The 12,036-nt window shown below is 68.9% G+C and carries 11 protein-coding genes; 5 read left to right on the top strand and 6 right to left on the bottom strand.

Annotated features, from left to right (window positions below):
- Nucleotides 1-18: 18 nt before the first annotated feature.
- The 4 genes from C4F17_RS16250 to apaG form a co-directional block, all read right to left on the bottom strand.
- A complete protein-coding gene (locus tag C4F17_RS16250) occupies nucleotides 19-1,143 on the bottom strand; it encodes a YbdK family carboxylate-amine ligase (protein WP_159053750.1) in 1,125 nt (374 codons plus the stop codon).
- 95 nt (nucleotides 1,144-1,238) lie between these two features.
- Nucleotides 1,239-2,510: a cation:proton antiporter gene (locus tag C4F17_RS16245; protein ID WP_081267840.1), complete on the bottom strand. Its 1,272-nt coding sequence runs from the start codon at nucleotides 2,508-2,510 to the stop codon at nucleotides 1,239-1,241.
- Complete coding sequence (locus C4F17_RS16240) at nucleotides 2,507-4,480, bottom strand: site-specific recombinase (protein WP_106935931.1); 1,974 nt, start codon at nucleotides 4,478-4,480, stop codon at nucleotides 2,507-2,509. Before C4F17_RS16240 ends, C4F17_RS16245 begins: the two co-directional genes overlap by 4 nt.
- A gap of 39 nt (nucleotides 4,481-4,519) precedes the next feature.
- Nucleotides 4,520-4,915 (bottom strand): Co2+/Mg2+ efflux protein ApaG, encoded by a 396-nt coding sequence (apaG, locus tag C4F17_RS16235; RefSeq protein ID WP_081267842.1) that lies wholly within the window; start codon nucleotides 4,913-4,915, stop codon nucleotides 4,520-4,522.
- Nucleotides 4,916-4,975: 60 nt separating this feature from the next.
- Between apaG and rpe the strand changes: the two genes are divergently transcribed.
- Entirely contained in the window at nucleotides 4,976-5,671 is a 696-nt protein-coding gene (gene rpe / locus C4F17_RS16230) for a ribulose-phosphate 3-epimerase (protein ID WP_106935930.1), read from the top strand.
- Here rpe and C4F17_RS16225 read toward each other — a convergent pair.
- Nucleotides 5,661-5,921 carry a hypothetical protein gene (locus C4F17_RS16225; protein ID WP_081267844.1) on the bottom strand — a complete coding sequence of 87 codons (261 nt, stop codon included), beginning with the start codon at nucleotides 5,919-5,921 and terminating at the stop codon, nucleotides 5,661-5,663. The two genes, rpe and C4F17_RS16225, sit on opposite strands and share 11 nt — an antisense overlap.
- A 162-nt stretch (nucleotides 5,922-6,083) precedes the next feature.
- Here C4F17_RS16225 and C4F17_RS16220 point away from each other — a divergent pair, with 162 nt between their 5' ends.
- The 3 genes from C4F17_RS16220 to ligD all read left to right on the top strand — a co-directional run bounded on the left by C4F17_RS16220 (nucleotide 6,084) and on the right by ligD (nucleotide 10,721).
- Nucleotides 6,084-7,103: a succinylglutamate desuccinylase/aspartoacylase family protein gene (locus C4F17_RS16220; RefSeq protein ID WP_106935929.1), complete on the top strand. Its 1,020-nt coding sequence runs from the start codon at nucleotides 6,084-6,086 to the stop codon at nucleotides 7,101-7,103.
- A gap of 75 nt (nucleotides 7,104-7,178) precedes the next feature.
- Entirely contained in the window at nucleotides 7,179-8,162 is a 984-nt protein-coding gene (ku, locus tag C4F17_RS16215; RefSeq protein WP_106935928.1) for a non-homologous end joining protein Ku, read from the top strand.
- Between the two features lie 18 nt (nucleotides 8,163-8,180).
- Nucleotides 8,181-10,721 (top strand): DNA ligase D, encoded by a 2,541-nt coding sequence (gene ligD / locus C4F17_RS16210; protein ID WP_106935927.1) that lies wholly within the window; start codon nucleotides 8,181-8,183, stop codon nucleotides 10,719-10,721.
- 43 nt (nucleotides 10,722-10,764) lie between these two features.
- On the opposite strand, the gene C4F17_RS16205 is transcribed toward ligD, so the two are convergent.
- Nucleotides 10,765-11,583 carry a transglutaminase-like domain-containing protein gene (locus tag C4F17_RS16205; protein ID WP_081267848.1) on the bottom strand — a complete coding sequence of 273 codons (819 nt, stop codon included), beginning with the start codon at nucleotides 11,581-11,583 and terminating at the stop codon, nucleotides 10,765-10,767.
- A 281-nt stretch (nucleotides 11,584-11,864) separates the two neighbouring features.
- On the opposite strand from C4F17_RS16205, the gene C4F17_RS33140 reads away from it, so the two are divergent.
- On the top strand, nucleotides 11,865-12,014 hold the full coding sequence (locus C4F17_RS33140; RefSeq protein WP_172839840.1) for a hypothetical protein: 150 nt from the start codon (nucleotides 11,865-11,867) through the stop codon (nucleotides 12,012-12,014).
- Nucleotides 12,015-12,036 lie beyond the last annotated feature (22 nt).

Here is a 12,036-nt window from a genome sequence, read left to right as displayed (position 1 = left end):
GGTGCGCCGCGGGCGGCCTCAGGCTTCGCCCCGGAACCGCAGCGCCGCCTGCCGCACCACCTCCGCCAGCAGCCGTTCTTTTCCCTGCTTCTCGCGCAGCCACCGCGCGTCGTTGCGGTTGGCCTCCACGCTGGTGCGCAGTTCGCCCAGCGCCTGCGTGGCGTTGAGCGCCTCGCTGTGCCACTCGAGCTGCGTCATCGTCATCAGGATGTGGTCGCGCAGCGGCATGTGCTGGCCGCTGGCGGGGTCGACGTAGACCGCGTCCAGGCCGAAGCGGCAGGCCTGGAAGCGGTTGTAGGTGTAGACGAGATAGTCGTCCTCGGTCGGCTCGAAGGGCTGCTCCTGCAGGAACCAAGCGGCCAATGACTGCACGTAGCCCGCGAGCGCGGCGGCGCGCTCCACGGTGAGCGGCGTGTCGAACACGCGGATCTCGATGGTGCCGAACTCGGGCTTGGGGCGGATGTCCCAGTAGAAGTCTTTCATGCTGCGCACGACGCCGGTGCGGGTCATGCGCTCGAAATACGCCTCGAACTCCTTCCAGCTCAGCGTGAAGGGCGCGCGGCCCGAGAGCGGGAACGCGAACACCGAGTTCAGCCGCGCCGAGTCGAACTGCGTGTCCTGCCCCTGCACGAAGGGCGAAGACGCCGACAGCGCGATGAAGTGCGGGATGTAGCGCGACATGCGGTGCAGCATCAGCAGCGCCGCGTCGGCGTCGGGGCAGCCGATGTGCACGTGCTGGCCGAAGATGGTGAACTGCTTGCTCAGGTAGCCGTACAGCTCCGACAGCTCGCGAAAACGCGGCTTGTCGTAGATGCGCCGCTCGTGCCACTGCTGGAAGGCATGCGTGCCGCCGCCCACCACCGCGATGTTGAGCTTGTCGGCATTGCGGATCAGCGCCTCGCGGATCGGCGAGAGCTGCGTGATCACGTCCTGCGCCGAATGGCAGATGTCGGTCGAGATCTCGATCATGCTCGAGGTCATCTCGGGCACCACGCTGCCGGGCAGCGGCGTCTGCGCCATCAGCCGCAGCATGTCCTCGGCGTACGGCGCGAGGTCGTAGTCATGCGTGTTCACGAGCTGAAGTTCCAGCTCCACGCCCAGCGACAGCGCCTGCGACTTGTTGAAGGGCTCCAGCTTGACCATGCGGCTCGCCGGGTCCGCAGGCAGCGGGGCGGAGCGCACGTCGTCGCTGTCCGGATCGACGGGGGTGGCCGCGCTGTTGTTGTTGCTGATGCTGCTCATCGCTGCGTGTCCTCGGTGGTGCTGAAGGCCTGGGGCGCCCAGGGCACCGAACTCTCCCCGACCGCATGGATGGCCACGGTGGCGAGCACCGCGCCCACCACTTCCATCAGCAGGATCGAGGGCAGGGCCACCTGCGTGATCATGGTGCCCAGCAGGGGCGAGGCGGTGGCGAAATTGGAGGCGATGAGCAGCGCGATCGACGACAGCGGCGACATCGCGCAGCCGACCCAGAAGGCCTGCTTCCAGCTTGCGCCGCTTCCGGGGTTGGCGATGGCCACGCCTGCGATCTTGGTCAGCAGGCGCACGCCGATCACCGCCAGCACCACGCTGGCCACGGGCAGGGTCCAGTCGGCCTGCGCGGCGACGATGGACACCAGCACGAACATCAGCATGGTCAGCAGCGAGGCGGCCGTGCCAAGCTGGCGCTGCCAGGCCCAGGGCTTGGGGTTGAGCGTCTTGAGCAGCACGCCGCCGATCAGCGCCGCCAGCGGCGCCGAGCCGCCGATGTGCGCGGTGAGGGCCGCGCCCGCCGCGATGATCGCCAGCAGCAGGATCGACGTGTTCTCGCTGGTCGGGCTCATCACCCGCAGCGCCGAGCGCAGCGCCAGCGCCATGATGCCGCCCACCACGAACGACAGGCCCAGCACCACGGCCACCGGATAGAGCTGCTGCAGCACCGTTTGCGGCGCGCGCTCGATCAGCCCGGCCTGCGCATAGCCCAGCGCCAGCGCGTAGAAGGTGTTGAGCGTGGACAGCGTCATGGCGCGTTCGGTCACCGGGCCGGCGGCGCGGGTGTCGATGATCACGCGGCTGAGCACCGCCGGCGAGGCCACGATGGCCATCAGCGCGATCGGGTTGGCCACCGGCTCGGGCAGGCCCAGCAGCGTCAGGATCCAGTACACGCCGAAATAGGTGAGCGTGGCTTCGAGCAGGCTCTGCACCAGCACCATCGGGTTGTGCCGGAACCAGCGCAGCGGCAGCCGGCCGCCGGCCTCGAACAGCACCACGGCCGCGCCCAGCTCCAGCAGGAAGAGGCTGATGCCGCGCAGCGGCCAGATCGCGCCTTCGAAGCCGGCGAAGCCGACCACCGCCCCCACCAGCGAATAGCCGATCACCTTGGGCAGGCCCAGGTAGCGCTGGACCAGATGGCCGGAAGCCGCGGCCGCAGCCAGCAGCAGCGACCACAGCACGGTGGGAAGGCCGGCCGAGGGGCGCACCCATTCGGACCAGAAGCCCAGCAGGTCGTTGAGGAAGCTCGTCAGGTTCATGCAGGTAGGAAGAAGCTCACCGGCCGGCTGCGCCAGCGCGCCCAGATCGCGCGGCGGATGCGCGCGCGGTCATTCAGGCTCACGCTGTGCGCGCGCAGCGCCAGCCGGAAAGCGAAATAGAAACTCACGCTCACATTGAGCGCGCCGATCACGGGAATGGCCGCCACCGCCCACCACAGCGCGGGCTGCTGCAGCACCGCGGGGCCGGTGGACGCCGCGGCCGCAGCAATCTGCCCGGCCGACAGTGTCACGTGGCGCACATCCACGCCGAGCCCGAAGAAACCCGCGAACGCGGGCAGCAGTCCGAGCATGAGTCCCAGCGAGATGTTGGAGGCGAAGCCTGAGATGTGCGTGCGCATGAAGTCGGCCCAGCGGCGAGCCCGTGCGGCACCCAGAAAAGCGCCGATGCGGGGGTTGTAACGCATGGCGGAGTCGAGTCTGTGCAGGACAAAGGCGTTTTCTGTCCATCCGGCGATGATGCTGGCCGAAAACAGCAGGATGCCGGTGAATGCCGCATAAAGCGCGGTCGGGCCGGCCAGCGACAGCGAATTCAGCGTGGCCGCCGCATGCGCCGCGTCGAGCAGCGGCCGGCCGGTTGCCAGCTGTATCAGCAGCGCCACCGCCGCCATCGCGGGCACTACCACCAGCACGTTGCCCAGCACCGCCGCCACCTGGGAGCGCACCAGGTTGGCCACCTCGTCCACGAACCGGGCCACCGCCTCGTCCGACTTGATGTCGCGCAGCCGCGCCGCCAGCGCCGGCGCGGTCATCGCGGGCTGCTTGGTGGCCAGCGTCAGGTGCAGCAGCTGGATGGCGACGAAGCTCGCCGCGTACATGAGGCCCGCGGCCAGCCCGCTCCAGAAGGCCGACAGGCCCAGCGCATAGATGCCGAACTTCAGCAGCACCGTGATGGAAGTGAGCGCGCCGCCGCCCGCGGCCTTCTTCACCATCTGCGCGTAGCTGGCGCGGTCGCGGGTGATGTAGTGCTCTCCGGTCTCGGCGCTGCGCTCGGTCACCTTGGCGGCCAGCATCGACGAGTTGGACGCGATCAGCGCGCGGATGCTGTTGCGCTCGCCGCCCGCCAGCACCAGCCGTCCGATCAGCCGCGCCACGCTGGGCGCGGGGCTGGGCGACATCAGGCAGTCGAGCAGCTCGCGGATGCGCAGCACGCGCTCGCGCAGCTGGCGCAGCCGGAACACCAGGCCCACCGAGATGCCGTTGTCCTCCAGGTGCGTGTAGACCGACGAAGTCACGGTGCGGCAGGCGTCGAGCCGGTCGCGGAAGACCACGAAGGCCGCCTGCAGCGCGGCCTCGTCGCGCGGCTGCGCGAACATCTGCTCGCGCAGGCCGTCGAGGTCGGCCATCAGCGCGTGGAACGGGCGGGCCGCGACGAGCTCGGGGCTCATGCGCAGCCGCAACTCGGGCGAGAAGCCGGTGGCCACCACCTGGCTGGCGCAGTAGGTCACGGCGTCCATCACCGTGTGGCGCCAACGCGGGGCGCCGTCGTCGTCGATGGCCACGTCGGCCAGCAGCGCGCCGATGCGCGCGAGCTGCGTCTCGTCGAGCAGCGCGATCCAGCCGGCGTCGAACACGCCGGGCAGCACCATGCGGAACAGGTCCGACGCGTCGGTGGTCTCGGGCGTGCCGGGCAGGATCTTGCGGCGCAGCCGTTCGCCCAGCTCGCTGGCGAAGGCGGTGCGCGGCGCGAAGCCGTAGTCGGCCAGCAGCGTGGTCAGGTCGACCGACTGCGTGAACGCACGCCACCAGGCGCGCAGCCGCTCGCGCAGCTCCGGCCGCGCCTCGATGGCGTCGAGCAGCAGCTGGACGCGGCCCATGGCCGCCTGGGGCGAGGCGCGGTCGCCGCGCAGCCAGTCGAAGATGTTGATGAGCCAGATGTGGCGCTGCGCCACATCGGCCGTAGGGTCGAGGCCGGCAAGCAGCCCCTGCAAGTCGCGCGATGCGGCAGCCATGTCGGGGGGCGGGGAAGGGAAAGAGGAGGCGCGCCGTGCCTAGTGCAATACGCGGGAGACGGGTGCGCCGCCGATGTCGGCTTCCAGCACGAACATGGGAATGGGAACGTCGAAGCGCTCGCCTTCCTCGGTCACCACGAAAAAGCTGCCGTGCATCGTGCCGCTGGGCGCCTGCAGGCGGCAGCCGCTGGTGTAACGGAAAGATTCGCCGGGCGCCAGCAGCGGCTGCTGGCCGATCACGCCGAGGCCCTTGACCTCCTGCGCATGGCCCGAGGCATCGTTGATCAGCCAGTGGCGCGCGATCAGCTGGGCGGCCACCGAACCGGTGTTCGTGACCGTCACCGTATAGGAAAAGGTGTAGATGTTGTCCTTGGCGGACGACTGGTCGGCCAGGAAGCGCGGTTCGACCTGTACGCTGAAGGGGCTGAGTGACATGGGGCGCATGGTAACGGAGGCCTTTGGTCGGACTTGCGCCGGCTGCGAGAATCAGGGGTTATGAGCACCCCGTTCCGCATCGCGCCCTCCATCCTGTCCGCCGACTTCGCGCAACTCGGCAAAGAACTGACCGACGTGATCGCGGCCGGCGCCGACTGGATCCATTTCGACGTGATGGACAACCACTACGTGCCGAACCTGACCTTCGGCCCGATGATCTGCCAGGCGCTCAAGCCCTACGCCAAGACCGCCGACGGCACCCCGGTGCCGATCGACGTGCACCTGATGATCCATCCGGTCGACGCGCTGGCCGCCTCGTTCGCGCAGGCGGGCGCCGACTACATCAGCTTCCACCCCGATGCTTCGCCGCACATGCACCGCAGCATCCAGGCCATCAAGGCGGCCGGCTGCAAGGCCGGGCTGGTGTTCAACCCGGGGCTGGGCCTGGAAGCGCTCGACTGGGCCATCGACGACATCGACCTGATCCTCATCATGAGCGTGAACCCCGGCTTCGGCGGCCAGAGCTTCATCGACTCGGCGCTGCGCAAGATCGAGATGGCGCGCAAGCGCATCGAGCAGAGCGGCCGCGACATCCGCCTCGAGGTGGACGGCGGCATCAAGGTCGACAACATCGCGCGCGTGGCCTCGGCAGGCGCCGACACCTTCGTGGCCGGCAGCGCCATCTTCAACGCCAAGGACTACGGCGCCGTCATCGGCGACATGCGCAAGCAGCTGGCCGGCGTGGTCAGCGCTTGAGCTTCCCGTCCTTGTAGACGCGGTTGGCCTCCAGGCCGCGGTCGGTGTCGACCAGGCCGCGTTCCACGTCTTCATGGGCCTGGCGGCCCACTTCGGTCGGGCGGCCGTCCGGCGTCTGCTGGCTGTCGGACGACTGGTCGCGCTCGTGCGGCAGGCGCGGAGACGATTCGCCCTCCTGCGCCACCTTGGTCTTGCCGCCGTCCGCGTTCTTTTGGGGCGCGGCCGGCTGGGCCTTGCTGTTCTTGGTCATGTGGGGGGCTCCTTCACTTCGATGAAGTACGAGCGTGGTCCGATGCCGCCGCCGGCCCGGTAGGACACGCAAGGCACCCCCTGTAGGCGATCACGGGGGCGGTGTGCTATGGAATGAATAGCGCCTTTGCGCACAGGGAAAGGGCTCCGCAATAATTGCCGGATGTCCTCCGATCCATTCGACGGCGCAGCCACCGACAGCCTGCGCATCCATTCCTTCGCCTCGCTGAATCCCGGGCCCCGCCTGCTCGTGCTGGGCGGCGTGCATGGCGACGAAGTCTCCGGCACGCTGGGCATCGAGCGCATCCTGGCCGAATTCGAGGCCGGCACGCTGCGGCTGCTGAGCGGCGAACTCACCCTGGTGCCGGTGGCCAATCCGCTCGCGCGCCGGCGCCTGCAGCGCGAAGGCGAGCGCAACCTCAACCGCCTGTTCCGCCCCACCGAGGCCCCGGCGGACTACGAAGCCCGCGTGACCAACGTGCTGGCCCCGCTCATCGCGCGCCACGAGGTGCTGCTCGACCTGCATTCCTTCCAGAGCGAGGGCGAGGCCTTCGCCATGATCGGCCCGCGCGACAACACCGGCACGCTGGAGCCCTTTGCCCGCTCGTTCGAGGAAGGCCAGCTCGCGCTGCACATCGGCACGCCGATCGTGGTGGAAGGCTGGCTCGACATCTACGCCGCCGGTCTCGCGCAGCGCGCGGGCGGCACGCCGGCCGACGAAGCCGCGCTCGATTTCGGCCGCGGCACCAACGAATACATCCGCAGCCGCGGCGGCTACGGCGTCACGCTCGAATGCGGCCAGCACCTGGACCCGCAGGCGCCCGAGGTGGCCTGGCGCGCCATCCGCCGCACGCTCGCGCTGCTGGGCATGGCCGCGCTGCCGCAGGGGCTGTCGGCCGGGCCGGCGCAGCCGCCCAGGCTGCTGCGGCTGGCCGGCGTGACCGACCGCCTGCACGAGGACGACAGCTTCGTGCGCGACTGGGCCACCTTCGACGAAGTGGCGCGCGGCGAACCCATCGGCATGCGCCACGACGGCACGCTGCTCAGCGCACCCGAGGACGGCTTCATCGTGTTCCCCAACGCCCTGGCGCAGCCCGGCGCCGAGTGGTTCTACTTTGCGCGCCCCAGCGAGCGGCAGCTGGGGCCTGTGGCTGACGTTGCCGGCGTGGCCGGCGCGGCCTGACGGCGGCTGGGGCCGCGCTCCTACATCGCCCGTGCATGCGGGCGGCGCACATTCCAATGCTGAAGGAGTGCGCCCATGCCCGTCTCGAAAAAAGCCCCCGCGCCGCGCGTCCTGTGGAAGGGCGCGATCAGCTTCGGCCTCGTCCACATTCCGGTCGCGCTGTATTCGGCTACCACCGACCACGGCATCGACTTCGACTGGCTCGACAAACGCACCATGGACCCGGTCGGCTACAAGCGCATCAACAAGAAGACCGGCAAGGAAATCGCGCGCGAGCAGATCGTCAAGGGCATCGAGTACGAGGACGGCGAGTACGTGGTGCTCAGCGACAAGGAAATTTCCGACGCCTACCCCAAGACCACGCAGACCATCGAGATCGAGACCTTCGTGCCGGCCGACGGCATTCCTTTCGTCTACCTCGAGCGGCCCTACTACGTGGCACCGATCAACCGCGGCGCCAAGGTCTATGCGCTGCTGCGCGAGACCCTGCAGCGCAGCGGCCGCGTGGGCGTGGCGCGCGTGGTCATCCAGACCAAGCAGCACCTGGCCGTGCTGGTGCCCTCGGGCCCCGGGCTCGTGCTGAACCTGCTGCGCTGGGGCGCCGACATCCGCCCCTGGGCCGACCTGCCGCTGCCTTCCGAAGACGTGAAGAAAGCCGGCCTGAGCGAGCGTGAACTGAAGATGGCCAAGGAACTGGTCGAGGACATGAGCACCGACTGGGACCCCGGCGAATTCAAGGACGAGTTCAAGGACGAGATCCTGCGGCTGGTCGACAAGAAGGTGAAGGCCGGCCAGACCAAGACGGTGACGCAGCCGGAGCCCGAGGAATCGCAGTCCAGCGAGGGACGCGGCGCGAAGATCATCGACCTGACCGAACTGCTGCAGCGCAGCCTGCGCGGCAAGGGCGCAAAGACGGCCAAGGCGGCAGCCGGCGAAGAAGGCGATGAGGAAGGCGACGAGGAAGAAAACGCGCCGCCGCCCAAGGCCGCCGCGAAGAAGCGCAAGCCCGCCGCCAAGGCCGCGCGCAAGGCGCCGGCGCGCCACCGCCGCGCGGCCTGATCGACGAGGCACGCGGCCATGGGCACCACGGCATCGGCGGCGCGCAAGGCACTGGCGCGCTACCACGGCAAGCGCGACTTCTCGCGCACGCCCGAGCCTGAGGCCGGCGGCCAGGCGGGCAAGGGCGTGCTGTCCTTCGTGATCCAGAAGCACCACGCGAGCCACCTGCACTACGACTTCAGGCTGGAACTCGACGGCACGCTCAAGAGCTGGGCCGTGCCGAAGGGGCCGTGCCTCGACCCGAGCGTGAAGCGCATGGCGGTGCACGTCGAGGACCATCCGATCTCCTACGCCGGATTCGAGGGCACCATTCCGCCGAAGCAGTACGGCGCGGGCAGCGTCATCGTCTGGGACCGCGGCGACTGGCTGCCCGAGGGCGACGCGCGCAAGTCGCTCGCGGCCGGCAAGCTCAAGTTCGAGCTGCGCGGCGAGAAGCTGCACGGCCACTGGACGCTGGTGCGCATGCACGGCAAGGGCGATGAGTCGCACGAGCCCTGGCTGCTCATCAAGGAGCGTGACGCCGAGGCCCGCCCGCTCGCCGACTACGACGTGCTCGAAGCGCAGCCGGCGAGCGTGCTGAGCGGACGCGGCGTGGACGAGGTGGGGCAGCCGGCGAAGAAGGCACCGGACAGGGCGCCTGCGAAGGCAAGCGCGAAGGCGGTGAAAAAGGCGGTGAAGAAGGCAGTGAAGAAGGCAGTGAAGAAGGCAGTGAAGAAGACAGCGCTTCCCGCCAGCCTCCAGCCCCAGCTCGCCACCCTTGCGTCGTCGCCGCCTGCATCGCGCGAAGACTGGCTCTACGAGCTCAAGTTCGACGGTTACCGCCTGCTCGCGCGCATCGACAAGGGCGAGGTCCGCTGCTTCACCCGCAACGGCCACGACTGGACCGCCAAGCTGCCCGCGCTCGCCGCGGCGCTCGCGAAGCTGCCCACCGGCGCGGCATGGCTCGACGGCGAGATCACGGTGGAAGGCAAGAACGGCGCGCCCGACTTCCAGGCACTGCAGAACGCTTTCGACAGCGGCGCGACGTCGGCCATCGTCTACTGGCTGTTCGACGCGCCCTTTCTCGACGGCGAGGACCTGCGCGACATGCCGGTCGAGGAACGCCGCGCGCGGCTTGCAAAGCTCGTCGGCAAGAAACCGCCCGCGCCGCTGCGCCTGAGCGAGGCCTTCGACGCGGCGCCGGGCGACCTGCTCGCGTCGTCCGCGCGCATCGGCTTCGAGGGCATCGTCGGCAAGCGCAAGGGCTCGCCTTACGTGTCGCGCCGTTCGCCCGACTGGATCAAGCTCAAGAACCAGCGGCGCCAGGAGTTCGTGATCGGCGGCTACACCGCGCCCAAGGGCTCGCGCGCCGGCTTCGGCGCGCTGCTGCTGGGCGTGCACGACGAGGCCACCGGCCGGCTGCGCTACTGCGGCAACGTCGGCACCGGCTTCGACGCGAAGCGCCTTGCCGACGTCAAGGCCCGGCTCGACAAGCTGGCGACCGAGGACTGCCCGTTCTCGCCGCAGCCTTGCGGCGTCAAGGCACAGTGGGTCAAACCCACGCTGGTGGCCGAGGTCTCGTTCGGCGAGTGGACGCGCGAAGACCGCGTGCGGCACGCCGTGTTCCAGGGCCTGCGCGCCGACAAGCCCGCGCGCGATATCCGCCGCGAGCAGCCGGAGGAAGGAAACATCACCCCCATGGCCCAGAAGATCACTCATGCCGACCGCGTGATCGACAAGCACAGCGGCATCACCAAGGGCCAGCTCGCGGCCTACTACGACAGCGTGGCCACGCTCATGCTGCCGCACCTGCGCGGACGGCCCGTGTCGCTGGTGCGCGCGCCCGAGGGCGTGGGCGGCGAGCTGTTCTTCCAGAAACATCTGCAGAACAGCGAGATCCCCGGCGTGCGCCTGCTCGATCCCGCGCTCGACCCCGGCCACGAGCCGCTGCTGCAGATCGACACCAAGACCGGGCTGCTGGGCGCGGCGCAGATGAACGTGATCGAGCTGCACACCTGGAACGCCACCTCGCGCGCCATCGGCAAGCCCGACCGCATGACCTTCGACCTCGACCCCGGCGAAGGCGTCGCGTGGCCGCAGATCCAGGAGGCGGCCATTCTGGTGCGCACCCTGCTGGACGAACTGGGCCTGCCTTCATTCCTCAAGACCAGCGGCGGCAAGGGCCTGCACGTGGTGGTGCCGCTGCGCCGGCAGTACGACTGGGACATGGTCAAGGGCTTCTCGCAGGCAGTGGTGGCGCACCTGGCCGAGACAATTCCATCGCGCTTCGTGGCCAAGAGCGGGCCGCGCAACCGGGTGGGCAAAGTGTTCGTCGACTACCTGCGCAACGGCTTCGGCGCCACCACGGTGAGCGCGTGGTCGGCGCGCTCGCGGCCGGGGCTGGGCGTGTCGGTGCCGGTGGCGTGGGACGAGCTGCCCACGCTCACGGCCGCCGACCAGTGGAACGTCGGCAACGCGGCCGAACGCTTCGCTACCGGCAACAAGCCGTGGGCTGCGATGGAGCGCAGCCGCAAGGGCCTGGCCGCCGCGATGAAGCTGCTGGGCTACAGCGGCAAGTAAGGTATTTCTCCCTCCCCTTCGTGGGGAGGCGCAAGACAAAGACCTACTGCAGCACTTCTTCCGTCGTCACCTCGAAGCGCTGCAGCGTGTTCGCTCCGAACACCATCGTGATCGGAACGTCCGCCGCGTCGCGCCCGCGCGCGATCACCACGCGCCCGATGCGCGGCGTGTTGTGCCGCGCGTCGAAGGTGTGCCAGCGGTTGCCCAGGTACACCTCGAACCAGGCGCTGAAGTCCATCGGGTAGCGCACCGGCGGAATGCCGATGTCGCCCAGGTAGCCCGTCACGTAGCGCGCGGGAATGTTCATGCAGCGGCACAGCGTGATCGCCAGGTGCGCGAAGTCGCGGCACACGCCGGTGCGTTCGCGGTAGCCCTCCAGCGCGGTGCGGGTGGCGCGCGCGTTCTGGTAGTCGAAGCGCAGGTGCCGGTGCACGAAGTCGCAGATCGCCTGCACGCGCGCCCAGCCGGGCGTCACGCTCGAGAAGTTGGCCCATGCGAAAGCCAGCAGCTCGCTGTCGACCTCGCAGTAGCGGCTGGGCAGCACGAAGGGCAGCGTCTCCACGGGGAGGTCGGCCGTCGCGTGCTCCACCGCGCCGAAGTCGACTGCATCGGGCCAGCCGGTGTCGTACACCGTCGCGTGGTTGCGCAGCCGCACGCTGCTCACGCCCGGGGGCACGTGCACTCGCGCGCACTGGTTGCCGAAGCTGTCCGTGTAGTGGTCCGTCACCAGTGGCGGGCTGATGGTGATGTGCTCGCCGTCCTGCAAGTCGCCGGCGCGCGACGGATGCACCTGCAGCATGTAGATCAATGCCGTGGGGGCGGTGACGCCGAGCTCGATGTCGAAACCGATCCTGATCTGCATGAAGTTCTTTCTTCCCTGGAATGGCCCGGGCACTGATGACAAGCACGATGAGTGCCACGTGTTCCACATGCTATGCGACGCGGGTTGCACAGCCACGCATCCAGGACGCGCGACCCGGCGTAGGCCGCCGCCATGCGCTGTCGGCGCGCTCCTACCGCCTGCGCGCTTGTTCTCCCACAGAGGGGGGCGGGGGGCCACTACGGGTTACTTCGCTCACCAAACATAACCTTGCGAGCAACCTGCATTGTGTGTATGGCTGTACTAGTTCCTCGGAGGGAATCATGGAGTTTTCAACGCTGTTCGACTCGCTCACCGGTGCGTGGGGAGACGAGATTCTTGTGTGGGCCGTCGCCGCGGTGGCCGGTTGCATTTGCCTGATCGCGCTGGTGAACGTGCTCGACATGTTCCTGGACAACAACGAAATGGGCTGAGCGCCCTACCCATGAAAGATTC

This window comes from Variovorax sp. PMC12 (genome assembly GCF_003019815.1).
Classification (GTDB): domain Bacteria; phylum Pseudomonadota; class Gammaproteobacteria; order Burkholderiales; family Burkholderiaceae_C; genus Variovorax.
This window is presented reverse-complemented; position numbering and strand designations above follow the sequence as displayed.